The organism is Pseudomonas sp. 28 E 9 (genome assembly GCF_900004785.1).
Taxonomy (GTDB): Bacteria; Pseudomonadota; Gammaproteobacteria; order Pseudomonadales; family Pseudomonadaceae; genus Aquipseudomonas; species Aquipseudomonas orientalis_A.
The window spans coordinates 13,978-39,115 of sequence record NZ_CVTK01000022.1; the positions used below are offsets into that span (position 1 = coordinate 13,978).

Here is a 25,138-nt window from a genome sequence, read left to right on the forward strand (position 1 = left end):
GGCGCCATTTTTAGCCAAGCTGTGTGGGATTCAATGGAACGCTTTATCGAGAACACGATGTATGCCGCGCGCTGGCTGCTGGCGCCGATCTATCTGGGTTTATCCCTGGGGTTGCTGATCCTGGCGATCAAGTTTTTCCAGGAAATCATTCACGTGATTCCGAATATTTTTTCCTTGCTGGAATCGGAAGTGATCCTGCTGTTGCTGTCGCTGATCGACATGGCCCTGGTCGGCGGCCTGCTGGTGATGGTGATGATTTCCGGCTACGAGAACTTCGTCTCGCAGCTGGATATCGATGAAAACAAGGAAAAGCTCAACTGGCTGGGCACCATGGACTCTTCTTCGCTGAAGATGAAAGTGGCGGCCTCCATCGTGGCGATTTCCTCCATCCACCTGCTGCGCATCTTCATGGACGCCAAGAACGTCGATCCGCAACACCTGATGTGGTACGTGATCATCCATATGACCTTCGTGGTCTCGGCGTTTGCCATGGGTTACCTGGACAAGCTGACCAAGCACTGATGGCGCGCGCCGGCCTTACTGCTCGACGAAGTAGTAGGGCTGGCGGTTGATCTTCATTTGCTTGAGCACGGTGACTTTCTGACTGAGCCGATCGGTCTGATCCAGCAGCGCGACGTTGCCGGGTTTGGCGCTGAGAAAGGCGTGCAATTGGGCCTCGGTCTGCAGAATCGGCAAATAGGCCTGCAGATAGAACACACTGGCGCCGGCGATTCGCTCATTGGGTTGGAACAGCGCCACCTCTTTACCTTCGTCCTGCAGTGTCTGGACCTGACTGATCACCGGCACGAATGACTGGCGCACATCGGCTTTGGGGGCGAACCAGAAGGCGGCGCTGAGGTAGCAGGCGATGGCCAGTGTGAATACACCGCCGATGATCTGTCGGTGGTAGCGGTAGAGTGCCGGTTTGTGTTGTTTGACCCACTCCAGCAGCACCCGCGCGTATTCCGCCGCCAGTACGGCGGCGGCCGGAGTCAACGCCATCAAATAGACGGTGCGTTTGCTCGAGGCCAGGGTCAGCAGGGTGAACTGCGCCACCAGCCACACGCTGAAAAACAGGCGGTAGCGGTTGCGCACCAGGCTTTTGCGAAAGTGCCACAGGCCCAGGTACACCAGAATGTTCCATGGGAGGAAGGCCTCAGGCAGTTTAACGAGGTAGTAATAGAACGGCTCGTAATGCCCGGCTTCCACAAACGAGCCGCTGAAGCGCCCGACACTGTTGGTCCACAGCACGTCACCGACTGCCTGCATACCGCCGCGCTGAAACAGAAACCCGAGCCAGATCAGCAGCGGCACCAGCGCCAGCAGCGTGAACAGCGCCGGCTTGAGCCAGTCGCCGATACGCAGGCGCTTATCCATCAGGCTGGTGCACGCCAGGTAGACAAAAATCACAATCCCCGGCATCGCCAGGCCCAGCACACCTTTGCTCAGCGTGGCGATGACCATCCCTGCTGTGAACAATGCCCACGCCCAGGCGCTGGAACCCTGGCGCTCGGATTCGGGGCGCATTGCCTGGTAGAACCCCAGCAACGCTGCAGTCACGCCCAGGGCGAGCAACGAATCCTCACCCACTCCTCGCAGATTGCCCCAATAGCTGGCCATGGTCGCCAGGATCAACGCGGCGCTGAACGCCAGCGTTGTGGGCCGCCCGAACCGGCGCAACATCCCGTAGAGCAGCATCACGCTGAACAACCCGGCAAACGCCGACGCCAGGCGCACGGCCCCGGTGCTCGCGCCAAACAGACGAATCGCCCCGGCGTCCAGCCAAAGACTCAGTGGCGGTTTCTCCAGGAAAGGCTCACGAAACAGACGCGGCACCACCCAGTCATTGTCCAGGTGCATGGCCATGGCAATCCCCGAGACGCGGGCCTCGGTGGAGCCTTGCAGTTCATGGTTGCCAAGGGCGAAGAAAAACAGCAGGCCGACGAGCAAGAGCAGCAGGGGAACGGGACGCGTCATTGAGTGGCTACCGGGCAGGGGACCGCTCGGGGGAGCGGGCATGGCTGCCGGCTAGTATAGGGAGGGGTTTCTTAACGGTTCGTGAACGAGTGTAGGGTTTTTGTGCGGTCAGGCGGCGAGAGCTTTACGTACCTGACACGCTAATCCGCGTCCTTGGCAGCAAATAATCTCTTGGCCTGCGCAAAACACTTTTCTGCAATGGCCGAGCGCGGTTCGGTCTTGCGCATCACCATGCCCAGTGGCGCGAGCACGCTGGCGTCCGGCAGGTTGATGAACGCGAGGTTCTCGATCGGGCTTTCCAGGCCGCTGTCCAGCGGCATGATTGCGCAGCAGAAGCCTTCGTGGATCGCCTGGAACAGCTGATAGGTTGAGTCGCTTTCGAGCATGGGCTGGGGGGCGAGGCCGCGGCTGCGGAAGCTCAGGTCAATGGACTTTCGATAGTGCATGCCCGTGCTGATCATCCCCAGGGGCAATTGCGCGGCGTCTTCCCAGCTCATTTCCGAGCCTTCGAAATGGAAGTGACGGGTGTCGTACAGCAGGCCGACACGGGTCTCGCCCAGTTCGAAAAAATCCAGGTAGTTGGCGTTAACGTGGTCCAGGTAACACACACCCAGATCCAGTTGATTGGTGCCCAGCGCTTCGATGATGTTGTCCGAACTCATCGACGTCAGGCTGAACTTGAGCTCGGGAAAGGTGTGGGACAGGCTCTGGATATAGCTGATCGGGTTGAACCCGCTGAGCGGCACCAGGCCCAGGCGCAAGTTACCCACCAACTGGCCACGACACGCGGCCGCCTCGGCGAACAACCCGTCATGGGCGGCGAGCAAGGTCCTGGCCCACGCCAGCACACGCTCACCGGCCTCGGTAAAGCCTTCGAAACGCTGGCCCCGGGTGACCAACTCCAGGCCCAACTCCTCCTCCAGATTGCGCAGGCGCATCGACAACGTCGGCTGGGTGATATGGCAGCGCGCAGCCGCCTGGCCGAAGTGACGGGTCTGCTCCAGCGCAATCAGGAATTTGAGTTGTTTTATGTCCATCAAGGTGCCTGCCAGGGAAGAAGTGAAAGGTCTGTCAGAGTGGAATCACCGATTCCTCAGAACTGGCCAACGCACTCGATAACCGGCCGCCAGACAATGCTGGATAGCCCGATCAGCCTTGACGATTAGACAGGCATTTTTCAGTTCAGTACACAGTCGATGGGTTCAAGGACGGGCGGCAGCCCTGCCGTGCGCAGGATGGCATGGGGTTGAAACCGGGTCGATCAGCCGCCCGTCATATTCATGAAGCGCACCACCTGCACCTCATCGTCGAGGGTGAAGTTGTGCCGATACGGCTTGAGTTTCATCGACTCGATAATGGCGCTCTCCAAGCGTTTCGGTTCGCCCGGATAGCGCCGCAGCACCGCCTTGAGGTCGACCGAATGCTCATTGCCCAGGCACAGCAGCAACCGGCCTTCCACCGTCAGGCGCACACGGTTGCAGGTCGCGCAGAAGTTGTGACTGTGAGGCGAAATAAAGCCCAGGCGAATATGCGGCGCCTCGGCCAGACGCCAGTAACGCGAAGGCCCCTGCGTCGATTCCGCAGAGTCGATCAGCGTGTAGCGTTCGGCGATACGCTCGCGCACCTGCGCACTGGAATAAAACGCCTCGGCACGGCTGTGTTCGCTGATCACGCCCAGCGGCATTTCTTCGATAAAGGATATATCCAGACCACGGTCGATGGCGAAGGCCACGAGGTCGTTGACCTCATGGTCATTGCGACCTTTCATCACCACACAATTGAGCTTGGTGTGCTCGAAACCTGCGGCATTCGCGGCATCGATACCGGCGATCACCTTGGCCAAATCACCGGTGCGCGTCAGTTCACGAAAGCGCGTGGGGTCCAGGCTGTCCAGGCTGATATTCAAGCGCTTGAGCCCCGCATCGAACAACGGAGCAGCGAGCTTGCCCAGTTGCGAACCGTTGGTAGTCATGCACAACTCACGCAGACCGGGGAGCGCGGCGATGCGTCGGCACAGCTCCACCACGCCCTGACGAACCAAGGGCTCGCCGCCGGTCAGACGGATCTTGCGGGTGCCCAGCGCGACGAAACTGTGTGCCAGTTGATACAGCTCTTCCAGCGACAGAATCTGCTGGCGCGGCAGGAACTCCATGTCCTCGGCCATGCAATACACACAGCGGAAATCGCAACGGTCAGTGACGGACATCCTGAGGTAGTCGACCCGGCGCGAAAAGCTATCCATCAGGATTTGATCGGTCATGAGAAACCTCGGCGGCGGCGTCGGGCGCATAACCCTGGCGCTTTAATGGGCGCGTTATCTACGCGAGGCTAGAGTTGTTTTGAGCGTACGTCTAATCAGTATTAGCAACTGAGTGATCGACGGGGTCTATGGGGTGTGGCTGATGGTTTTAGGGGGGCCGCGGTGGTGGGTGATGAAGGGCTTGGTCAGTTAAGGTTCGATTCCGTCCTGTGGCGAGGGCGCCTCGCTCGCCGCAGGTACGGAGTGATCGTGCGGTCGGTTTCTATGGGTTCTCGCCAGGTGTCTGCTTAGTGAATACCTGAGTTTCCAGCATCCGCTCCAGCAACAACTCACCCAGCACGACCAGTTGCTGAGCCGCCAGCAGCTTGTGGCGGTGTGAGCCTTCCAGTTCAAAGGCCAGATCGGTGGTCATGACGTTCAGCGAGGCGAGGGTTTCACTGGCTTGGACCAGCAGGGTTTCGGCGGGGATGCCTGGGGCGAGGGTGAACAGGGTTGTTGGGGGATTGGGGGTGATCTTTTTCATGACTGAAACTCCTTGATTAGTGGAGTCGCCAGACATCGCTGCTAAACGAAAAGGGTGGCGACTGTACGCGGGTTAGCAGACCAGGAATCAAGGAACCCAGCGCACCCGAAGGTGCCCCACGCACAGCCGCCATAACGCAATCCAGCGGATGCTGAAAGCATCGCTTGAATGGGAGGTGGCGTTGCAGGCCTTGATATTAACCGAGCTGCTAAACCCGGTCGCTGATTTTGCAGCGACTGGGGGAGGTTAGCGGGGTGGGAGGTGAAGGGGGAGTTCATGGATGGCGCGAGTTTTTGTGGGAAAATTCTGAAGGCCCGCCAGTTGGGCTTTTTAAACCCAGAAACGACAAAATCCGCACAGGCGGGTTTTGTCGACGCTTCGAAGTGGTGCGCCGGGGTAAGTTGAACTGTTATTTCAACTCATTGAAATTATTAATATAAAATTTATTTTTTGTTGTTCTGGAATACCAATTGGAATACCGCCTATCCGGAAAGAGGTGCAGCTCCGTCTAATCAACACTCCCATCTTTTGGGGGCTCATCTGCCTCGAGCCCGCACATTAATGTTTTCTAGTAGTTTCTGCATAGCGCATTCGGAGCCCGCCGGCTGACACACATTGCGGATGAGGTTGAAATGATGGATACTGTTTTTATGTACAGTATTTAATTTTTTGACGACTCGTTGTGACTAGGCTTGGGGCAGTCGGCAAGGGTGATGCGAGATTTGAGCTTCCCTGACGCTGGTGGGGACATTTTGCCACTATCGGCGGTAGAGGTTATCCTGCCCGACCCGCATGACCGTACTGCCTATTTGGTAGACGTTTGCCCATCTTCAAGGAAGTAGTTAGGAATGCACGAGACGCTGAGAATAAAAATTGACTTTTTGAAGGAGCGTCAACGGCCAGCTGAAATTTTTCAGGCTATGAGTAGTTATATTGAGGCCTACGAAGCGATAGGCCAAGTCATGGTCGGGAGCCTCGGTGCGCAGGGAGAATTTGCTCTTCGGCTTGAAGATGTCGAAACTGGTTCAGTTGCTAGTGTGCTAAAGGCCGTTCCTGGACGCCTCAAGGGATGGTTCGAGACTGCTGTTTTCGAATCAAGCATGAAATTAGCGGAAGACCTAGCGGGTCTCGAAAGTACCACTACTGAAGAAGAGGTCGATCAGCTAGCGTCAGGAGTTGAAGCTGAACTAGCTAAGTTTAATGATGAACAAATGTTTGCCCCAAAAATTGATCGAAAAGCTTTTGCACACGCATTGAATAAATTGTCAGAAGCAAATAAGAGGCTTCTTCCTGAGGAGAGCGCTTCGGCCAGCATCGTTGAGTCGGAAAATATCACAGCTATCAATACTCACTGGCGTTTTAACGCGAATCCCAAAGAGATGTTTCAAGGGACGACTGAAACTAAAGGCTGCGTGGATAAACTTTACGTCAGAGCGCCAGTCAACATCGGTAAAGGAGCTTGGGCTATGCTCAGCGCCAGTACGAACAATCGCTACAATGCCAAGATCACTGACTTGCCGTGGCTTGAGCAGTACCAGGATGGCTCTATAGCACCTATTGGTCCCAGAGACGTTATGGAGGCTGAGGTTTCAATTGAAATTTACTCTCCGCCTCCGGGGAAAGGTAAACCCTTCATCTCGGGTGCGAAAGTCGTAAGAGTTTTGCAAATTCACCGCGATGTCGGATTACAGCATGAAACAAAACCTCTCTTCTAAAAAACGAAATACGATGTGGGCGGAGCTTTTTTCCGAGTACATCTTCATAGTCACGCCTTTTGTCTTTCTTGTGGCAATCAAACTGTATACATCGTCTTGGAAAGAAATCTTATTAGCGCCTGACTGGTCGTTAGTGTCCTGTATTATTTTTGGCCAGATTGCAGTGAGAATGTCTCGATCTGCAATCAAACATCGCGCCGCGGATGATACGCAGTTTGGGCTATACTCGGCAAAGCGATTCTTCTTAGTTGCAATGTCTTTGCTATTTTATTTTGGGATGGTGGCGCAGCCCACAATATATCTTGGGTGGGGGCAACTGGTTTTATTTTTAATGGCTAGTTATTTTCATTTTAAAGACGGTCTTGCTGCTCGAATTCTTGAGGGGGGCGTCAAAATTTAGTTTTATCTTGGGTCGCGTACATGTGCGGACTGATGATGACTAGGGTGAATAGGGCCACAAGCGAATCGTTGGTACTGAATATCTGCAAGGCTGCAACCAAGGCCTTCGGGGGGTCTAGTCATGCGTTTTTGGGCTAGCAGACTCTGAAGGTGGCCAAAGAATTCTGCCCCAAATGATGGCATCCACCTTATCATTCGGCTCTTTGCCAGCTGGATGACGAGAGGCTTCATGATTAACGATGCCAAAACCATAGCGGAGCTGCGAGTGCTATTCGGTTATCTCGGTGAGCAACTGCGGGGCTGGTGGCAGAACCAGTTTTCCAGTTCTCTAACCGCTGCATTTTTGAGCTGGTGTTCACCTGTTCAGTCGATCAAAAGGGAGCGAAAGTAATGCTTGGACTGACTCTGAGAGAGGAGTTTCGAGGTAAGCGCCTCAGAGGGACAGCCATTGAGCTCTCCAACGATACAAATACTGGCGCAACTCAGGTTGCAGCCACGCAGTTCCTAGAAATCACCTACCCGACGCACGACCTGCTGAAAGGCGTCGAGGCCGTCGGCCCAAACCAAGGTCGACCGGTGGTTGTGATCGGCGAACGAGGTCTCGGTAAGTCGCACTTGATGGCCGCGCTTTACCACGCGGTGAATGACCCAACCTCTACAGGCGCATGGCTCAATTCCTGGGCGACAACCTTGGGTGAACCACAGATCGGCAAGATCGCTCTTCGCAGCGAAATGCTCGTGCTCGGCGAAAGCCTGCATCGCCAGCGCTACAAGTTTTTATGGGATTTGCTTTTCGAGCGTCACCCCCACGGCACCTACATCAAGGGTAAGTGGGAAGGCATGGGCGCCGCGAAGACCGATATCCCATCCGACAAGCTGATCCTTGAGCTGTTGCAGCACACTCCTACGATGTTGCTTCTGGACGAATTCCAGACATGGTTCGACGGCCTGACAAACACCAAGCAGTATCCTTGGAAGAACTGGGCGTTCAACTTCATCCAGATATTGTCGGAGATCGCCAAGGAGCACCCCGAACTGCTAGTGCTGGTCATCTCAGTACGCAATGGCGGCAGCGACGCCTATCAACAGGTACACCGCGTTAATCCGGTCACCATTGATTTCAAGGCTGGCGGCAACGCCGAGCGCATCCAGCAGGATCGTCGGCGGATGCTGCTGCACCGGCTGTTCGATAACCGCTTGCAGATTCCAACGACCAATATCGAAGCCTTGGTAGCCAAGCACATCGCCGAGTACTTCCGCTTGCTGGACGTGCCGCCATCTGAGCAGGATCGCAAACGCAAAGAGTTCAACGAATCCTGGCCCTACGCCCCCCACCTACTGCGATTGCTCGAAGAGCAAGTGTTGATTGCGACGGACGCACAGGAAACGCGCGACATGATTCGCATCCTGGCCAACCTTTACAAGAGTCGTGGCGAGCTTACGCCTGTTCTTACTGCTGCTGATTTTCGGCTGGATGACGATGCGTCTGGCATCGGTGCGCTGCTGGACTCAGTATCAAACGAACACCACCGCACGCTGCGCTCCAAGGCGCAGCAGAACATCATCTCGGTCACGGAAGCCGTACCGACGCACGCTAGTATCGTCCCTCATCTGCAGGAAATTGTGGGGGCGCTGTGGTTGCGCTCGATTGCTGTAGGCAATCTAGCCGGTGCCGAGCCTGTGACGCTGCAAGCAGACATCACGCGCGATACGCCCATCGACGACAACGCCTTCCAAGTGGAATTGGCCACCGTCGTAGAGAACAGTTTCAACATCCATCAGGATGGCCTTCGCCTGGTCTTCCGTGAAGAAGAGAACCCGCAGGCCAAGTTGATGGCTTGTGCACGCAACGACAAACTGTTTTCTGATGGATCCGATCTTGTGCAGCTTGCCAAGGAAGTTCGCTACGTCATCGGCGGCACCGAAGAAGTAGCCAAAACTTTCCGTGTGATCGCACTGCCGAAATCCTGGCAGTCGGACCCTTGGTCGTCGCTCGACGAGTCGGAACAGCCGGAGCGCTGGGATAACCGCCTGCCAATCCTCGTTCTTCCTGAAGAGCCGGACAACACTGATCTGCGCCTTGGTCTCTGGATCAAAGATCATCTGCAAAAGCGCCGCAACACCATTCGCTTCCTGCTGCCGCGCTCTGGCTCATCGAATGCATTTCAAGATCGCGATCTGCTGATCCTCGCTCGTGCTGAAATGAAGGCATTGGAATGGAGTGGTCAGAGCTCCGAGTACAAGAAGCTGCACACAAAATATCAGGGCGAGCTTCGCGACATTCTGAAAAAACGCTTTGATCGCTTTGCCGTACTCCATCGCTGGAATTTCACCGACCCAAGCCAGTGCATATTTTCCGTCGAGAGTTTGAGAAAAGAGGGTGCACAGATTCCCGAGGGCATTGAGGAGGCTCTGGTCAATGATCTATTTGTGCCTGAAGACTTCGACGACCTAGTGCAAGAGGCAGCTAGTGATAACTCAGCGGTTGGCAAGCTACTGCGAGAATTGCAAGAGCCGCGTCCCGCAGGCCAAGACTGCATTCCTTGGCTGGGTGAAACCTCAATGAAGGACCGTCTGCTGCGTCTTTGCGCGCGGGGCAGGATCGCCATCAATGTGCGTGGCATGGAATTCCTGCAAGCGCAGCCGGGGGAAGATGAGGAAACAGCGTGGCGGCGGCTGCGCTCCAAGCTTTCCTATACCGGACGACAGCTCGACGAAGTATTTGTGATGGAGCCTTCAGCCATGCTCACAACGGGTGGCGCAACCCCTCCTCTGGTGTCGTCTGCGGGAGACTCCTCTGGCGGTGGTCTCTTTCGCGGCGCTGGCATCACACCATCGACTACTCCTCCCGGCGGTAGCAATGCTCCCTCCGGCGGCTTCACCTCCAATCCGCCCAGCGGAGGAGGAATTTTTGGTGGCGAACCAAACATCAACGCCGGCGGCAAGCCGCGCATCGCATTGAACAACCCGGCCACCTCGGCTCTAAATCTTATTGGTAAGCTTGAAGGCTGGGGTATTGGCCCAGCATCATCAGTACACGCGGTACATCTCAGCTCCGTGAGCAACGCAAACGGTCGCCTCGTCGAGGCATTGAAAATCGTCGGAGATGCTACTAGCGAAGTATCGATCAAGGTGTCTGCCGCGACCGGTGCCCAGCTTAAGGAATTACTCAAAAAGTTGCCCGACGGCATGACCTTTGATCTCAGTCTTGAGAAGGAAGACAACTGATGGCCCTCGACGCAGAGGTACTGCACAGCTTGACCAAGGGCCCCGCTGAGGATGCTTGGCGCGTCATCATCAACAAGACGATTGAGATCGCATCCAATCCGCTGACCGCTGGCAATGCGCCAAGTGAGGTCGCCAAACGAGACCGTGAAATCGGTGCGCTGGATCACTTCCTATCTTCTGGCGGATGGGATCTTTGGCAAGCGTTCGGCAGTACGGTGGAGCGCACCTCGGACAGGCTTGCACGCTGGTGGGGCGAACCTGGGTATGGCGGCGGCAGCGCCAAAGCAGTCCTGATCCTCGATGGCTTGTCACTGCGCGAGCTCCCTTGGTTGTTGCAGGGCGCGAAGGAGCGCGGCTTTACCTTGCACGAGGTCACGGCCAATGCGTCCGAGTTGCCCGGCGAAACCAATGAATTTGCTCGCGCCTTGGGCTTTAGCAGCCGCAGTCAATTGCAGAATAACGGTGGTGGTATGGCTCATCGCCTTCAACCAGCCTATACCGAGAGTGTCGATATGCCCTGGAAAGACTGCTCCAGGTTGGTCGATACTTCGCCGAATTGGGTGTTCTGGCATCACTGGCCAGACAGTAAGCTGCACGATGGTGCAGGCGCAGGTCAGGGGCTCGATACGCTGACGCGCGATGCTGCCGAGCAATTGAGCAGCGACGATTTTTGGGCTTTTGTGGAGCGCTTGGCGACTGGGCGGCGGTTGGTTATTACCTCCGATCACGGTTACGCCGCTACGGGTTACTTCCCAGATGCGGATGGCGAGGTTGGTCAGTTTCTCAAAAAAACTTTTTCCAGCGGGCGCAGCAAAGCGGGCACCGGTCTTACGCAAGAAGACTGCGGCCCCTTCGTGCCACCCGTGGCGATGCAAATTAACAGCCCCCATGGCGCTTACCTTCTCGCCCTTGGCCGCTGGAAGTGGAAGAGCCAAGGTGGTTACCCGACGTTGACGCACGGCGGCCTTTCGCTGCTTGAAGTGCTGTCACCGTTTGTTGAACTCTCTCGAAATAATCCAGTTAGTTAAAGGCGGCGCGGCATGGCAAGCAAAAAAGAACTCCTGGCGCTAGAAGTCGCTAAAGCTGTCGGTGCAGGCAAAGCCGTTGCGATGGAGACGGTCGATTTCAACGACCCGAATCGCCCCCTGACTTGTTTGGAAGTCGACTTCCCAATCCTGCCGGTCAATCAGGTCGCGATCATCGAGGGCAACGCGGGCAAGCCGATCTACCAGATGTCGAAGTGGTGGGCGCGGCGACGCTCTAGCGTATTTCGCTCGATGCTGATTGCGGCAGCGACCAAAGCGCCAGAAGACAAGTCTCATGCAGCGAAATTGGTGTGGGACAACTACTACGCTAACCACCAGAAAAAAGGCGCATTCAAACACTTGAAGGTGGCGGACATCTTCATGGGCGGCGGGACTACTTTAGTAGAGGGCTCGCGCCTCGGGATGCAGATGGTCGGTAATGATCTGAACCCGGTGGCATGGTTCGTTGTGAAGCAAGAGCTCGCCAATGTCGATCTGGAGGAGGTGAAGCGTCTGCTCGCCGACGTTGAGGCTGAGGTCAAGCCGCAGATAATGCCGTACTACTACTGCGACGGCCCCAATAATGAAAAAGGGGAATGGACGCACCTGCCAAGTAAGCGGGTGATGGCGGAAGACTTTGATCCGTTAAGCCTGACAATTGAGCAACGGCCCGATTATGCCTACGAAGGCCCGGAGATTATCTACACCTTCTGGGCCAAGCATGGCCCCTGTCAGGTAACAGGCTGCGGACATCGTACTCCCATCATGAGTAGCCCTGTGATGGCGGTGAAGACAATCAGCGTCAAATATTGGGAGCACTCTTGCAGCAAGTGCAATGTTGATTTCGACGTTGAAGAAAATGCGGCACGCATGGCCCCCGATGTACCGCTATATGTCGCGCCGGGCGAATATCCGTATTCAACGCTCGACCCAAAGCGCGGTGTGCTTTGTCCGCACTGTGACCACATTGAGATGGTTAAACTCGGCAAGGGAAAGAAAAAGAAGGTTGAACTCAGCTTGATTGTGCATCCGCAATGGCTTGCAGGGAGCGCACAGCAAAATGCCAATGGTCAACCCTTCGGCGGTTCTGCACAGGACGACGTGGCATCCTCTACCCTTTGGAGTCAAGAGCGTGCAGCCAAGATTCGCCTATTGGAAGTACGCGGTAAGTTGCCTGAAGAGGTGACATGCCCCGAAACCAAAATCACGTTTAAGACTAATGTCGGGACAGTACCCAAGAAATCAAACTACGCATGCAGTGCCTGCGGCACCGTGCAGAGTGTGCTGACCACGATTAAGGCAAGTGGAAAAGTGGGGCCAATGGCTGCTTATGCCGTCCAAGGCTATGCCCCTAAACGGAATTCTGCTGGCATGCCGTACAACGGCCGTTTCTTTGCACCGTTCGATACGGTGCACGCTCAGCAGCACGACGCAGCAGCTAAAGAGTGGGACGCTCGTAAAAACTCTGACTTGGCTGAATATTGGCCTCGTAGTGAAGTTCCGTTCGGGTTCATGACGCACATGAACAATGGTGGAATACCGAACCACGGCTTTACTCACTGGTGGACTATGTTCAATCCACGCCAGATGCTGGTGCATACGCAGTTGCTCAAGTCAATTATAACCACAGGGTCTTATGATTGGCCTGTTCGCGAATATGTCCTCGGTGCATTTCAGCAATATCTGAGAAATCAAAACTCATTTTGTTTTTGGGACATTGGGTACGACAAGCTTGTCCCTCACATGAGTAACAATAACTACCATCCGAAGAACAATGTTGTAGAGAACTGCGTATTTGCTTCGCTAGGCCGTGGGAATTGGGCATCCTGTATTGAGGGAATTTTGGAAGGAGGGGAGTGGGCGAAGCGCCCATGGGAAGTCGTTAGCAATGAGAGCCTTCAAAGGCGCGCTTCTCACTTGTCTGGTCAGGTTACCGGTAAGAGTGAAAAAGTGTTTCTAGGTGACCCAGTAGGTGATGTTACTGTGCATCAAGGCTCGTCGACGGACCTTAACCAGCTCGCCTCTGGAAGCTTGGATTTGGTCATTACCGATCCTCCATTCGGTGGTCTGCTGCATTATTCCGAATTGGCTGACTTCTTTTACGTTTGGCTGCGGCTAGCGCTTAAAGACAAATATCCAGAGTATTTCAATGCCGAGTACACGCCCAAATCACTTGAGGCGGTCGCCAACCGGGCACGTGAGCCGGAAGACCCGGATGGCTTCTACCAGAGGCTACTAACGCAGTGTTGGCGAGAGGCTCACCGCATTCTGAAACCAAGCGGTCTTCTTGCGTTTACCTTCCACCACAGTGAGGACAAGCCTTGGGTGGCCGTGCTGGAGTCGCTCTTTGATGCTGGTTTTTACCTTGAGGCCACATACCCTATTCGATCAGACGAGACAAAAGGAGACGGAGCGAAGCCAGGAACGTTTGGTTCCCAAACCATCGAATACGACATCATCCACGTCTGCCGTAAACGCACGGAAGAGCCCAAACCAGTGAGCTGGGGTCGGATGCGTCGCGAAGTGATGGCGGATGTGCGGCAATTGCAGGCGATGCTGGAAAACCACGTCAAGGAAGGCTTGCCTGCGGCCGACATCCAGGTAATCCGGCGCGGCAAGGCGCTGGAGTATTTCTCGCGCCACTACGGCAAGGTCTACGTTGATGAGGGCCGTGCGATTTCCGTCAAGGAAGCGCTCGTCGGTATCAATGAGCTCATCGACGATGATGCGGACAAAGGCAAGGAGCCACCGCCGGTGAATGCGGAGCCCATGTCTAGGCAGTTTCTACGCACCTTCGATGGCAAGACCGAACTCGCCCGTGATCAGTTACAGAAGTTCCTTAAGGGGTCAATCACCACGCCAGATGAATTTGAGCAGCGCGGCTGGTGTAGCGAGAAAAAGAAGATTTTCACGCTAACCGATCCTCTTGATTTTGCGCGCGATTGGCAGGGCAAGCATAAACGGAAACTCACCTCCGATCTTGATCAGGCGCTGGTGTTGATCGGTGCCTGCTATGACGGTAGCGGCATCAATGCCTCGGATACCCTCAAGAACGAAAACTTCAAACCCCACGTGGCCTTGAAGCCGCTGCTTGAATGGCTGTCTCGTCGCGCGGTCAATCCATCTGCTCGCAATGCAGCATCGCGAGCTGTATCGATCTTCAATAATTGGGCCGCAACACAAGCTCCCAAGCCGCAACAGGGATCGCTGTTTGAGGAGTATGGAGAATGAAGCAAATACGCGACACCGTGTGGCAAAGACGTGGCACGAGCTGGATGTGGGATGCTAAAGCGCTAGCACAAGTCGGCACCGCCAGCGAGGTATGGAGCTTGCGCCAATTTGTGCAGGCGACCGGACATTGGCCGGAAGACTTGCCTAGCAATGATAACAATACCATGGTGGTGGGGGGGCTGGATGGTTGCCTAGATTTGCTCACCCCTACGGATGCCGAAAGCTGGCTGGCTTCTGAGATGAAGGACGCCATTCTGTCCTTTCAGGCGTTTTACGACGGACAAGCAGCATTGATTTTTTGGTTGCCGTCTGGCGCGGGCCGCATTACATCCAACTCTGCCACTGATGCGGTGAGTTGGCGCTGTGCTCACCCCAATGCCAATGAGCGCATCGACTTTGGTCGGGTGTTGTGGGGGGAAGCGCACGAATACCCCCAAGAAATTTTGCTGTGTGAAGGCGCAAAGCCTTCTGGGCTCTTTCACCTGCGGATTACTTGAGGCTTCGATGACAGATCAGTCTCAATTCCATCCCGGAGAACGGATCACCCATCACGAATACGGTCAAGGCGTTATTCTTGACGCGGAGCGTGAAGGCTATCTGCGAGCATTTTTTGGCGTCGGTGAGCGCCGAGTCCCGCTTGGCTCAATTCGCCGCGAACTCTCCCGAACCGAGCGCATCTTACGCGCGGTGGACGGCAGCACTGACCGTGCACGCAAGGCGTGGCTGTCATATGAGGCGCACGCACTACCAGTGATGGAGAGTGCGTCGGCGCTGACCTCGGCCAAGATTGATCTCCTCCCACATCAGGTGGTGCTGACCCACCGAATTGCCACTGCATCGCCACGCCGTTACCTGATTGCAGATGAGGTGGGCCTGGGCAAGACCATTGAGACTGCGCTGATCTTGCGGGAGCTGGCAAGCCGCGGGGAGCTGAGTCGTGCAATGATGGTGGTGCCAGCCGGGCTGGTGAATAACTGGCACCGCGAACTCAACGAAGTCTTTAACCTCGACTTCGAAGTATTCGGCTCCGAGGGTGATATCACCGACCGCAAAACCAACGCCTTTGCCAAACACGACCGTCTGATCGTGAGTATAGACACTTTGAAGCGCTCCGCGCGTATCAAGCGCCTATTGGATGCACCACGCTGGGATCTGGTGGTGTTCGACGAGGCACACCATCTCACTGCCTACCGCACCGGCGGTAAGGTGAGAAAGACCGAGAACTACAAGTTGGCAGAAGCGCTGAAAGACCATTCGCGCGACTTGATGCTGTTGTCAGCCACACCGCACCAGGGAAATCATTTCCAGTTCTGGATGCTCGTGCAACTTCTGAACCCAACGTTGTTCAGTAGCCCGGAGGAAATGCTGGAACATCGGCACCGTCTCAATACAGTGATGTTCCGCCGCACCAAGGCCGATGCCTGCCAGCCGGATGGTTCGCCGCTGTTTGCACGTCGCTGGGTGCATACCGAGTCTTTCTTGATGGGCGATGAGGAGCGGAGATTCTACGAGAAGCTACGCGAGTATTTGGAGGATGGATTCGACCTTGCGCGCCGTCAGGGTGGTCAGGGGCGAGCCCTCGGTTTCTTGATGGCAATCTTCCAGAAGATTGCCGCGTCGAGCTTTGCCGCCGTGAGGCGAACGCTGAAGCGTCGTCTCTTGATGCTGACGTTGCACGAGGCATTGCTGCGGGACAAAGATCTGGACATTGAAGGGCGTGACCGTCTGACCGATGCAGCGCGCGAACTGATTCATGAAGAGTTCAATCTTGCGTGTGACAGTATAGGGCGCAGCGAGGTCGACCGTGTGCTGGCCGATCTTAAGCATCGGTTGGTCAAAAAACTGGATGAAGAAGCGCTGGAGCTTGCCTCCGACCCTTACGGCAGCGAGTATTCGGCCGCATACGCCGAGGAAGCTGCATCGGCTGTCGTGGAGCTGCACCTTCCTGAGGAACGACTGCGAATTGGCGATCTGCTCAAGGTATTCCCGCAACAGCGCGAGACGAAGATGCAGAAGCTACTCGACGGCCTCGGCATTTTGTGGCGACAGAACCCGAATGAAAAAATCGTGGTATTCGCCACCTATCTAGGTACGGTGGATTTGATCGCCCGGGAAATCAATCAGACTTTCCCCGGGCAGGGTGTGGCGGTGCTGCGAGGTGGCGATCATGGAGCCAAGATTGCGGCAGAGCGCCGCTTTCGTCAGAAAGACGGCTCTCGCGTGCTAGTGTGTACTGCTGCTGGTCGTGAAGGAATCAACCTGCAATTTGCGCGTATCCTGTTCAACTTCGACCTACCATGGAACCCAATGGACGTCGAACAGCGTATCGGTCGCATCCACCGCTACGGGCAGAACCATACGGCGCAGGTTTACAACTTAGTCCTTTCGGACACCATTGAGGGGCGGATTTTTCTGCTACTGGACGAAAAGTTGACAGAGATCGCCAGGGCCGTTGGCAAGGTCGACGACCAAGGCAATGTAGCTGAAGATCTGCGTGCGCAGATTCTTGGCCAACTTTCAGAGCGGCTCAACTATGACCGTCTGTACCAAGAGGCGCTATCAGACCCTGAATTGAAGCGGACACAGGTGGAGCTTGAAGCTGCCCTGTCCAATTCGCGCGAAGCACGACAGGTAGTGTTCGATCTATTCCAAGACCTAGAAGGCTTCAGTCTTGACGACTACAAACCTTTTTCCGATGTGTCGTCGAGCCTGGATCGGTTGGTACGCTTCATGTCTGCGGCTGTGGCGGATCGACAGCAGCGGTTAGTTAAGGTTGACGACGAGAGCTACGAGCTCGTAACCAATGATGGAGTTCGCCGCGCCCAGTTCACCTTGAATCGTGAGACTGCTACAAGTCACGACAATGTTGAACTGATGGGACTGGATCATCCGTTGGTACAAGAAGAGCTGGGCCGCTGGCGCAGTGTTCCCCCTGAAGAAATTGGTATTGCAGTTATAGGGGATGTTGAAGCGCCGGTGCTGTTGTCACTCTGGATAATCGAAACGTCAGCCGGAAACGGTGAGCGTCGTGTGGTTGTGCAGCCTATTGCCGTCACGCAGGATGGCGCGCGGGTGCCTGCATTAGAACGTCAGTCTGAACGCTATTTGCATGCACCAACCATTAAGCCGAAGTTTTCATCGGAACAACGGCTTAGCCTTTTTTCAAGTGTTGTAGAGCCAACGTTGCAACGAGAGCTCAAGCACAAAGGTGCTGTGAATAGTAACGGCAGTTATGCTGCTGAGCTCATTGGTTATGTAGAGATCTTAGCTCCAGAGACGCTATGCTGAAAGTAACATTGATCGGGATCGACAGAAGTGAGTGTATTTAAATAGGAGTTGGTCTGGATTTCATCTTAATGCCACGATGCTGTCTGGAGGCCAAGTGCGAAATATTTAATACGAAGGCATGAGGCTAAATGGGCTGTATGAATGGAACCCTATAGCCAGTGTCCAGGCAACTCAATCCCGTAGTTTTTAGCCACGCTCTTCAAAGTCTCAATGATCTCGGTATGTCGAGCCTGGTCAGTGGAATGCCAGCTGGCCCGGTTAATTAGCAGAATCCGCAGCTCTCCCAGATTGTACATGCCCAGGCGATGGAAGTTGCCCCAGCTGGGAATGCCAAACAGGTTGTATATGACTACGGTAGCGTCCCGTTCACTAGCTAGCCGCTTATCGCCAGTCAGCTTTTCGGCGGCTTCTTCGGCTTCGTCACGGTCTTCGTAGGTGTTGAGTAGTTTCATGGCTCTTGGATGCAATAGTGGCGGGGGCGAGGATTGTGCCCGAGCAGAAGCTGCTATGAATAGGCAAAGGGGCCAAAGGACACGAAAAAAATCGACTCCGATGCGCTGGCTTTAGTGCTGTTCGGTAATGCGTAGGTAGGGTTCGATGAACGGCCGATGGGCGAATGCATGGAGATTACGCATATGTCATGGCATGGTTATAAAGGATTTGGTCGAAATTTGACATGCTAGTTGAGTGACTTCTCAACGGAAAAAAATAGACCTTCCCGTTGGTCGTCTGCTGAAGGGGCTCGCGCGATCCAAACCCCGTGGGGCGATGAGTTCGCTCCGGTAATAAAGGAGGGAGGGCGTTGCGCAGAGACTTGGCTGGAAGGCTCATCATTACCGCTATGGTGGGTGCTGTCTCAGAACCGAAAACGTCATCGTCCAGGTGATCCACATGAGGCATTTGAAGCCGGTTTTTTGCTGCGGTTGCAGCAGGCGCTGATTATGCGGCGTGAGGCAGTCACTTCCCAATCAACCCTCTTTGATGCCTGAGCTTGTAATTGAGGTTTAAGATTTGCTTTTCCCGCCAAACCCTCCGATCAAGCGATCTTTGATCGCGCCGACCGGAGGGTTCACTCGCTTTTTCTCGGAGCCAGTTTGTTCCACTTTCCCATTTTCAAATTTGATTAGCGTCACGTTTGCTTTCACCTGTCAGTAATCCCCCCGCGATTCCCATCGAGCGCAGCGCCATTCAGCGTGTGCGAATCTTTTTGTTGGGCATTGATGTAGGTGTGGTGACAGCGGCGACAGCGGCGACAACCGACGTAGAGCGTGGCCTGGAGCGTGGCGACAGAAGTAGCGACAGTCGCCACCTTCTGAGCTCATTGGTTTGACGCTTGACCTCTTTTTCGAGCGGGTATAAAAATTGGCGCACGGATCGCTGTCGTTGACAGCACCTGCCCAGGTAGCCAGAACCTTCAAGGCTACGCCACTTGTCTGGTGGTTCTCCCGAAGTGCGATTAGCGTCCGGCGGCTCGCACAGTCACTCCCCAAGAGTGATGGATGCCTACTCAGCTGATCTGCCCACTGCGGCAGACGATGGACCTACCTCGCTGCGTTGCAGCAACCTCACCTTTTGGCACACTTCGCTGCGCCAGACCGCGCCCGTCTCTTTCTCCTGGAAAGAGACGGGCGCTCGTACCACTGCTGCAGGCCACGTCGTACTGGGCATTGCCGCAATTCTCCTCGTGACAATCGGCCTGACAAATCCGATTCGTCGCCATCCGCAACGACACAGGCACCGGTGCCGCAGCCTATGGAAAAGCTGCACCTGACTGACAGTCAGGCATGCCCCAGATGTCGATGTTGTTGCCTTATCCCACCCAGGATCTCCAGGTGCCGAACTCGTCAGTCGGCACAGCCTCCACCCGCCCGTATCTTAGGATGCGTCTAAGGAGGCCAGATTCATGGAGTCATGCCCTTGCTCCCGGTCGTAAGGAGCCGTCGTTCCGCGTCAGTGAACACCTCACAGGCCGCAGGGGCCTTGATCCTTGATAACACTCAACAGCCGTGGCGGCACTACGTGAGGACAACCAGCAATGAACGAGGAGAGGGCCCATGCAGCAGTTAGACCCGAGGCTTGAACTACCACAATCCCCTCGACCGCTGATTGAGTCGAACCCCGTGCCCCATCCCTATCCCGTGCAGGCACTGGGTGGGATTCTTGGGCCTGCGGTTGAGCGCATGGCCGAGGTCATCGGCGTGCCCCAGGCACTGGCCGCGCAATCAGTGTTGGCTGCCTCGGCGCTGGCCACTCAAGGTCATGCGGGCTTACAGCTCGACGGAAGAAATTATCCCCTGTCGCTGTACCTGATCACGGTGGCCGCGTCCGGTGATCGCAAGACCGCGGCAGACCGATCCGCACTGCTGCCGGCGCGCCAATGGGAGCGTGAACAGTGGCAACATTATCGTGAGCAGCTCTTTCGGTACCGTGCCGCGCAGCGACAAGCGCAGCGTATCAGTCCTGCCGATCCCGCCCCCACAAACAGCGTACCGCTCGAAGCGGAGCCTTCGGCCCCTCGGCTGATCACCACAGACCCGACGATCGAGGCCCTGATCAAGGGGCTCTGCCATGATTTGCCGAGCATGGGCCTGTTCTGTGACGAGGGGGGACAATTCCTTGGTAGCAGCACCATGAGTCGGGATAACCGTTTGAAAGCGGTTACGACCTTGTCGTCACTCTGGGACGATAGCCCGATTGATCGTGCTCGCTCTATGGCAGGCGAAAGCCTACGAGCATATGACCGACGCCTGAGCCTGCACCTGATGCTGCAACCGTATTTGGCCATGCAGTTACTCAGTGACCCGTTGCTGCAGGGGCAAGGCATTCTAGGGCGCTGCTTGATGACCTGGCCAACCAGTCTAGCCGGGCAACGTAGCTACCAAGCTGTCGACTTGTCCAAAGACGCCGCCCTCAAGCGCTATCATCACCGCCTCTCGGCTCTGTTTTATCAGCCTTGGTCACTTTCCGCTGACGGAGCCTTGCAGCTGTCAAAGCTGAGTCTCAGTCCGCTGGCGCGTCGTCGTTGGATTGATTTGCATGATGCTATTGAAGCTCAGTTGGGGGAGTTTGGCGAGCTGGCCAGCGTACGGCCCAGCGGATCAAAGGCAGCCGATAACCTGCTGCGTGTCGCCAGCATCCTTGCCGTGGTGGAGGAGAACAGCGTCGTGGAGGTCGACCACATCCAACGGGCCTCGACCTTAATTGGCTATTACCTTACCGAGATCCAGCGCCTGACCGAACAGGAACCGGTGTGTCGGGTAAAGGAAGAAGCAGATCGGCTGCTGCGCTGGCTCAAGGTCAAAGATTGGAAGCGTTTTAGTATCCGGGACCTGAATCGCAATGGTCCCCGCTTTGCCCGCAAGAGCAGTCGTCATGCCGCCAAGCTGCTGGTCGAGTTGATTGATCATCAGTGGTTGATCACTGATGGCCACACCTTCGAGGTGCGCCATGTTTAATCTTGATGAAGCGCTGCGCAACCATCTGGCTCAGCGTCAAAAGGAGCCCAAAGCGCGATTTGTCGCCGCTACTGTCGCCACTTTGTCGCCACGCTCAAAACCAGGCAGGACAAGGGTTGTCGCCGCTGTCGCCAGCGTCGCCACCACCCATAAAGCTATCGCCTCTACGACAGCCATTATTCAATGGTTGAAAGAGGAGGGTGCGCATCTTTACGTCACCGACAACACGCTGTGTTTTCGCCCGACTGATTGGGCTCAATTCGCCGTCGTGAATGCGCACTGGCGAGCCCTTTTGCATGATCTCGCGGCAGTCGATTAGGAGTAGAAAAATGGCTCGAGTCGGTAAGCGAGCTGGGCGCAATTTCGGCTTCGGTCGCCAGCTCAGCTATGCCGGCCCGCAAGCCTTGAAAGATCTGTTTGGCGACGGCCATTTTGCTACCGTCAAAGCCCATAACGATCGCTGGCAGGCATTCGTGCAATGGTGTCGATCCGATGAAGGACCGGGACTCAATGACGCGCGCCAGATAGACCGCGAGATCCTCATGCTGTACGCCGTCCATGTGCGGGAGCAGGTTGATCAGGGCAGCGTCGGCATTGCCACCGCGCAGAACCGACTGTCCAGCGTGAACCGAACGATGGCCGCGCTGCGCGGTGATCAGTACGTCAAAATCCCCAGTCCGAGCAAGGCGCTGGGCTTGCAGCGCTCAAGCGTGCGTAGTGAGGCCCCACAAGGCCAAGACCGTGCGCAGGTCGAGTTGATCGCACGGGCACTGTCAGATCGTCAGCAATCTAGGGTGAGTGCCATTGTGCTCCTCGCCCGTGAGACTGGTATGCGCCTGCGCGAAGCGATCCTGGCCGATCTGCCCCGACTGCAACTTGAGGTTCGGCAACTGGGCAAGATCAACATCCAGGATGGCACCAAAGGTGGTCGATCAGGGGCCTCGGCACCGCGCTGGATTACGGTAACGGATCAAGTTCGCGATGCCCTGGATTGGGCCAGCGCGACCTCACCCAATGGTAGCCGGAATTTGTTGGCGCCCGACGAAAGCTACAAAGACTTTATGCGGGCAGTTGTGCGACCGGCACGGGACATCCTGCATGAGTATGGATTGAAAGGTTTTCATGAGCTGCGGGCGGCTTACGCCTGTGAGCGCTATGAGCAACTAATCGGCTTTCCTGCACCCGTTAATGGTGGTCGTGTTCATCAAGAGGATCGAGCACTCGATCAGCAAGCCCGTAAGCAGATCAGCCACGAGTTGGGACATAACCGCATCGATGTGGTGAGTGCCTACATCGGAGGCCGGCGATGACGGCCGAGTTCGACATAGCGTTGTTCCTGCGCCCCGTGCTCAAAGGTGCACATGCCACGCAGCAGCGGCACATCAGGCAAGCAGAAAGGATGCACGAGGTGATTCGTGAACGCTGGGGTTGCGCGACTCCGTGGTCCTGGAGAGAAAAGCACGTGAGATGGTTTCTGGAGCACTATTTGCGATGCTCAGCTCCAGCTACCATCTACTACTACAAGTTAACAGCAGGGTTGATCCGCCGTAGAAAGGCAAAAATCGTGGTTGCCTGATAGACCTTTAAGCGTGAGCCCCTGAGTATGGGAATGCGGAGCCTTCCCATACTCAGGGGCTTGCCTGAAAAAGCGTAGGCATGCCAGAGATCTGGCAACTGTCGTCACTCCTTTCGCCCTACTATACGACACGGATCGTAGCCGGTGGCGCGTACCTTTTGGATGTTCAGCGAATCGGTATGACGTTGCGATCTCTGGTTTGATTGATAGCCGATGCCGACAGGCTGCCGGTGGCCGCCTTCTGGATATGTTCACTCCACCAAGCCATCATCGGACGCCGGCGTTCGATGTAGTCAGTCCTGTTGTAGGCGCTACGAACTTCGTCCTTGTCGACATGCGCCAGCGCGACCTCGATCAGTTCCGGATCCCAGCCATGCTCATTCAGGATGGTGCTCGCCATCGAGCGCAAGCCGTGGCTGACTAGACGGTCCTGAAAGCCCATGCGCTTCAACGCCATGTTGGCGGTCTGGCTATTGGCATGGGTGCGGGGGTTTCTATCTGAGGGGAACACGTACTCTCTGTTACCACTGAGTTGCTTGAGCGTTTCCAGTAACGAAAGTGCCTGGTCGGTGAGGGGGATTGTGTGCGGGCGACGCTTTTTCATGCGCTCTGGCGGAATGGTCCAAATGCGCTTGTCGAAGTCGATATCTGCCCATCGTGTGGTGGCTGCTTCGGCAGGGCGGGTCATCGTGTGCAACTGCCATTCTATCAGGCAGCGGGTCGTGCGCTTGATGCTGGCATTCGCGATTTCCATCATGAGCTCGGGAAGCTCCTCAGGTGGTAGCGCAGCCATGTTCTCTTTCTTGGGTTTCTTGAACACCGCCCGAATTCCATTGAGGGGGTTCGCAAATATCAGCCCGGAGTTGACCCCGTAGGTCATGATCTCGTTGAGTCGTTGACTCAATCGTTTCACGGTTTCGAGACTCCCTTTGGCCTCGATTGGGCGAAGGATCTTGATAACCATCGGAGCAGTGATTTGAGAGAGCGGCGTTGTTTTCATGCTTGGGAACACATGGAGCGTCAGCGATCTCCAAATGTCTTCGGCGTAGGCTTTGGTTACGGAGTCTTTCTTCAGCTCGAACCAGGCGGTGGCCACTTTCTCGAACGTGTGTTCAGTCTCAGCAAGTTTGGCTTGCCTTACCTCATCACGCTGGGTTTTGGGATCAGTGCCCAAAGCGAGCAGCTCACGCGCCTCTGCTGCTTTCTTCCGGTCGTTAGCTAGCGAGAGATCGGGGTATGGACCAAGCGCCATATTGATACGGCTTCTGGTCAAGGGCTCGCGGTAATTGAAATTCCACATCATTGAGCCGCTCGCGCGAACTCGAAGCTGTAAGCCATCGCCGTCGCTGAGGACGAAATCTTTACCAGTTGCCTTGACCGCCTTGAGCTGGCGATCGGAGAGGCGGGTTGCGTTAGTAGGCATGGGGCTACCTCCAGCACCGTTTTGGTATCCTGAAAATAGCATTTGGTAGTCCGGGATACCACCTGGGATACCAAAGCAGCTGGAACTCAGAAAACCTCCAAAGCTCCCGTAAGCGCTGAAATCCCCGTATTTACTGGATTTCAGGCACAAAAAAAGACGTCCATGGACGTCTTTAGATGATGAAGTGGTGGAGCCGGGGGGATTTGAACCCCCGTCCGCCAGTACTCCGCTGTCGGTACTACATGCGTAGCCGTTTCTATTAAGTTAACCCTCAGCGACCCGAAGGGCAGGGTGCTTTGGGCGAGTTGTGTAAGTTTTAGCCGCTTCGTCCACAACGTACTGCACGGCGATTCTGTTCTATATGACAATCACTTTGGGTTTACAGACATCCCCTGGTGATTGCTGGACCCGAAGGTACCAGAAGCTCAGGGCTAAGGCTGCTTACGCAGCGAGAGCGAATTCCTGGCCGTAGTTTTCGTCATTGGCAACTATAAGAAGTTGCAACAGTGGATTTACGAGTTCTGTTACCAACTCGGCATGCACCTAAAGTTTCGCGACCGGCGTCGAATCCTAAACGGCCCCGTGCTTGTAACTCGTTGTTTCTAGTGAGTGACAAGCTTGTGCAGTGTACGCCAAACCTTCACGAAAGGCCAACCCGAAGGTCGGCCCTATCGCTTACTGACCGCCTTTGTCGCTGTTCTGCAGGTCTTGCAGGGCCTTGGAGGTGATTTCGATGCACTTCTTGTGGTCACCGGCGGCGCTGGCTGCCTTGGCTTGGGCGACGGCGGTGTCGATTTCGCCGCTTTTGCCACTGGTGTCGGTGGACAGCAAGGCTTTACCGTTGTTGATTTTGTCCAGGTTGATCTGGCACAGGTCTTTTTCACCGGCCGCAAAGGCGGGGGATGCCAGCATCGCAGCGGTGATGAACAAGCCAGCAAGAGCGGAACGCTTCATAGGGTATCTCCTTGCGCAAAAGGGCTCGACGCTGCTGGCGTTGAGGGCCTGCCAGCGACATCACTGATGAGCCTCGTTTGTCGA

The 25,138-nt window shown here is 55.7% G+C and carries 19 protein-coding genes and 1 other RNA gene; 12 read left to right on the forward strand and 8 right to left on the reverse strand.

Features of this window, described 5'->3' with window-relative positions; all coding sequences use genetic code 11:
- The first annotated feature begins 33 nt into the window (after positions 1-33).
- Positions 34-522 carry a TIGR00645 family protein gene (locus tag BFQ00_RS03860; protein WP_057724985.1) on the forward strand — a complete coding sequence of 163 codons (489 nt, stop codon included), beginning with the start codon at positions 34-36 and terminating at the stop codon, positions 520-522.
- 15 nt (positions 523-537) lie between these two features.
- On the opposite strand, the gene BFQ00_RS03865 is transcribed toward BFQ00_RS03860, so the two are convergent.
- The 4 genes from BFQ00_RS03865 to BFQ00_RS03880 all read right to left on the reverse strand — a co-directional run bounded on the left by BFQ00_RS03865 (position 538) and on the right by BFQ00_RS03880 (position 4,760).
- The gene (locus tag BFQ00_RS03865) at positions 538-1,977 is read right to left on the reverse strand and encodes an ArnT family glycosyltransferase (protein WP_065932663.1); all 1,440 of its coding nucleotides are present in this window, start codon (positions 1,975-1,977) and stop codon (positions 538-540) included.
- A gap of 140 nt (positions 1,978-2,117) precedes the next feature.
- On the reverse strand, positions 2,118-3,014 hold the full coding sequence (locus BFQ00_RS03870; protein ID WP_065897617.1) for a LysR family transcriptional regulator: 897 nt from the start codon (positions 3,012-3,014) through the stop codon (positions 2,118-2,120).
- 224 nt (positions 3,015-3,238) lie between these two features.
- A complete protein-coding gene (gene moaA / locus BFQ00_RS03875; RefSeq protein WP_065932706.1) occupies positions 3,239-4,237 on the reverse strand; it encodes a GTP 3',8-cyclase MoaA in 999 nt (332 codons plus the stop codon).
- 262 nt (positions 4,238-4,499) lie between these two features.
- Entirely contained in the window at positions 4,500-4,760 is a 261-nt protein-coding gene (locus BFQ00_RS03880) for a DUF6124 family protein (RefSeq protein WP_065932664.1), read from the reverse strand.
- Between the two features lie 848 nt (positions 4,761-5,608).
- Here BFQ00_RS03880 and BFQ00_RS03885 point away from each other — a divergent pair.
- The 7 genes from BFQ00_RS03885 to BFQ00_RS03915 all read left to right on the forward strand — a co-directional run bounded on the left by BFQ00_RS03885 (position 5,609) and on the right by BFQ00_RS03915 (position 17,646).
- Positions 5,609-6,475 carry a hypothetical protein gene (locus BFQ00_RS03885; protein ID WP_065932665.1) on the forward strand — a complete coding sequence of 289 codons (867 nt, stop codon included), beginning with the start codon at positions 5,609-5,611 and terminating at the stop codon, positions 6,473-6,475.
- Positions 6,453-6,875: a hypothetical protein gene (locus tag BFQ00_RS03890; RefSeq protein WP_065932666.1), complete on the forward strand. Its 423-nt coding sequence runs from the start codon at positions 6,453-6,455 to the stop codon at positions 6,873-6,875. The genes BFQ00_RS03885 and BFQ00_RS03890 overlap by 23 nt, the downstream gene beginning before the upstream one ends.
- Positions 6,876-7,264: 389 nt before the next feature.
- Positions 7,265-10,102 carry a DUF499 domain-containing protein gene (locus tag BFQ00_RS03895; protein WP_065932667.1) on the forward strand — a complete coding sequence of 946 codons (2,838 nt, stop codon included), beginning with the start codon at positions 7,265-7,267 and terminating at the stop codon, positions 10,100-10,102.
- Positions 10,102-11,130: a hypothetical protein gene (locus BFQ00_RS03900; RefSeq protein ID WP_065932668.1), complete on the forward strand. Its 1,029-nt coding sequence runs from the start codon at positions 10,102-10,104 to the stop codon at positions 11,128-11,130. Before BFQ00_RS03895 ends, BFQ00_RS03900 begins: the two co-directional genes overlap by 1 nt.
- 12 nt (positions 11,131-11,142) lie before the next feature.
- Positions 11,143-14,358 (forward strand): SAM-dependent methyltransferase, encoded by a 3,216-nt coding sequence (locus BFQ00_RS03905; protein ID WP_065932669.1) that lies wholly within the window; start codon positions 11,143-11,145, stop codon positions 14,356-14,358.
- Positions 14,355-14,855: a hypothetical protein gene (locus tag BFQ00_RS03910; RefSeq protein ID WP_065932670.1), complete on the forward strand. Its 501-nt coding sequence runs from the start codon at positions 14,355-14,357 to the stop codon at positions 14,853-14,855. Before BFQ00_RS03905 ends, BFQ00_RS03910 begins: the two co-directional genes overlap by 4 nt.
- Positions 14,856-14,862: 7 nt before the next feature.
- Positions 14,863-17,646, forward strand: a complete 2,784-nt coding sequence (locus BFQ00_RS03915; protein ID WP_065932671.1) for a DEAD/DEAH box helicase — start codon at positions 14,863-14,865, stop codon at positions 17,644-17,646.
- A 149-nt stretch (positions 17,647-17,795) separates the two neighbouring features.
- Here BFQ00_RS03915 and BFQ00_RS03920 read toward each other — a convergent pair whose 3' ends face one another.
- The gene (locus tag BFQ00_RS03920) at positions 17,796-18,098 is read right to left on the reverse strand and encodes a hypothetical protein (protein ID WP_065932672.1); all 303 of its coding nucleotides are present in this window, start codon (positions 18,096-18,098) and stop codon (positions 17,796-17,798) included.
- Positions 18,099-19,700: 1,602 nt separating this feature from the next.
- Between BFQ00_RS03920 and BFQ00_RS03925 the strand changes: the two genes are divergently transcribed.
- Genes BFQ00_RS03925 through BFQ00_RS29900 form a run of 4 tightly spaced genes read left to right on the forward strand, consistent with a single transcriptional unit; the run spans position 19,701 to position 22,677 of the window.
- The gene (locus tag BFQ00_RS03925; RefSeq protein WP_065932673.1) at positions 19,701-21,101 is read left to right on the forward strand and encodes a YfjI family protein; all 1,401 of its coding nucleotides are present in this window, start codon (positions 19,701-19,703) and stop codon (positions 21,099-21,101) included.
- On the forward strand, positions 21,094-21,420 hold the full coding sequence (locus BFQ00_RS03930; RefSeq protein WP_065932674.1) for a hypothetical protein: 327 nt from the start codon (positions 21,094-21,096) through the stop codon (positions 21,418-21,420). The genes BFQ00_RS03925 and BFQ00_RS03930 overlap by 8 nt, the downstream gene beginning before the upstream one ends.
- Positions 21,421-21,430: 10 nt before the next feature.
- On the forward strand, positions 21,431-22,411 hold the full coding sequence (locus BFQ00_RS03935) for an integrase domain-containing protein (RefSeq protein ID WP_065932675.1): 981 nt from the start codon (positions 21,431-21,433) through the stop codon (positions 22,409-22,411).
- A complete protein-coding gene (locus tag BFQ00_RS29900) occupies positions 22,408-22,677 on the forward strand; it encodes a hypothetical protein (RefSeq protein ID WP_065932676.1) in 270 nt (89 codons plus the stop codon). The genes BFQ00_RS03935 and BFQ00_RS29900 overlap by 4 nt, the downstream gene beginning before the upstream one ends.
- Before the next feature lie 166 nt (positions 22,678-22,843).
- Here the strand turns inward: BFQ00_RS29900 and BFQ00_RS03945 are convergent, their stop codons facing one another.
- The 3 genes from BFQ00_RS03945 to BFQ00_RS03955 all read right to left on the reverse strand — a co-directional run bounded on the left by BFQ00_RS03945 (position 22,844) and on the right by BFQ00_RS03955 (position 25,054).
- The gene (locus BFQ00_RS03945; RefSeq protein WP_065932677.1) at positions 22,844-24,100 is read right to left on the reverse strand and encodes an integrase domain-containing protein; all 1,257 of its coding nucleotides are present in this window, start codon (positions 24,098-24,100) and stop codon (positions 22,844-22,846) included.
- A gap of 185 nt (positions 24,101-24,285) precedes the next feature.
- Positions 24,286-24,682: a transfer-messenger RNA gene (ssrA, locus tag BFQ00_RS03950) on the reverse strand.
- A gap of 93 nt (positions 24,683-24,775) precedes the next feature.
- Positions 24,776-25,054: a hypothetical protein gene (locus BFQ00_RS03955; protein WP_065932678.1), complete on the reverse strand. Its 279-nt coding sequence runs from the start codon at positions 25,052-25,054 to the stop codon at positions 24,776-24,778.
- Between the last annotated feature and the right edge of the window lie 84 nt (positions 25,055-25,138).

Coding starts and splice junctions, on each gene's coding strand:
- BFQ00_RS03860 (WP_057724985.1), top strand. CDS start 34: ATGGAACGCTTTATCGAGAACACGATGTATGCCGCGCGCTGGCTGCTG.
- BFQ00_RS03865 (WP_065932663.1), bottom strand. CDS start 1,977: ATGACGCGTCCCGTTCCCCTGCTGCTCTTGCTCGTCGGCCTGCTGTTT.
- BFQ00_RS03870 (WP_065897617.1), bottom strand. CDS start 3,014: ATGGACATAAAACAACTCAAATTCCTGATTGCGCTGGAGCAGACCCGT.
- moaA (WP_065932706.1), bottom strand. CDS start 4,237: ATGACCGATCAAATCCTGATGGATAGCTTTTCGCGCCGGGTCGACTAC.
- BFQ00_RS03880 (WP_065932664.1), bottom strand. CDS start 4,760: ATGAAAAAGATCACCCCCAATCCCCCAACAACCCTGTTCACCCTCGCC.
- BFQ00_RS03885 (WP_065932665.1), top strand. CDS start 5,609: ATGCACGAGACGCTGAGAATAAAAATTGACTTTTTGAAGGAGCGTCAA.
- BFQ00_RS03890 (WP_065932666.1), top strand. CDS start 6,453: ATGAAACAAAACCTCTCTTCTAAAAAACGAAATACGATGTGGGCGGAG.
- BFQ00_RS03895 (WP_065932667.1), top strand. CDS start 7,265: ATGCTTGGACTGACTCTGAGAGAGGAGTTTCGAGGTAAGCGCCTCAGA.
- BFQ00_RS03900 (WP_065932668.1), top strand. CDS start 10,102: ATGGCCCTCGACGCAGAGGTACTGCACAGCTTGACCAAGGGCCCCGCT.
- BFQ00_RS03905 (WP_065932669.1), top strand. CDS start 11,143: ATGGCAAGCAAAAAAGAACTCCTGGCGCTAGAAGTCGCTAAAGCTGTC.
- BFQ00_RS03910 (WP_065932670.1), top strand. CDS start 14,355: ATGAAGCAAATACGCGACACCGTGTGGCAAAGACGTGGCACGAGCTGG.
- BFQ00_RS03915 (WP_065932671.1), top strand. CDS start 14,863: ATGACAGATCAGTCTCAATTCCATCCCGGAGAACGGATCACCCATCAC.
- BFQ00_RS03920 (WP_065932672.1), bottom strand. CDS start 18,098: ATGAAACTACTCAACACCTACGAAGACCGTGACGAAGCCGAAGAAGCC.
- BFQ00_RS03925 (WP_065932673.1), top strand. CDS start 19,701: ATGCAGCAGTTAGACCCGAGGCTTGAACTACCACAATCCCCTCGACCG.
- BFQ00_RS03930 (WP_065932674.1), top strand. CDS start 21,094: ATGTTTAATCTTGATGAAGCGCTGCGCAACCATCTGGCTCAGCGTCAA.
- BFQ00_RS03935 (WP_065932675.1), top strand. CDS start 21,431: ATGGCTCGAGTCGGTAAGCGAGCTGGGCGCAATTTCGGCTTCGGTCGC.
- BFQ00_RS29900 (WP_065932676.1), top strand. CDS start 22,408: ATGACGGCCGAGTTCGACATAGCGTTGTTCCTGCGCCCCGTGCTCAAA.
- BFQ00_RS03945 (WP_065932677.1), bottom strand. CDS start 24,100: ATGCCTACTAACGCAACCCGCCTCTCCGATCGCCAGCTCAAGGCGGTC.
- BFQ00_RS03955 (WP_065932678.1), bottom strand. CDS start 25,054: ATGAAGCGTTCCGCTCTTGCTGGCTTGTTCATCACCGCTGCGATGCTG.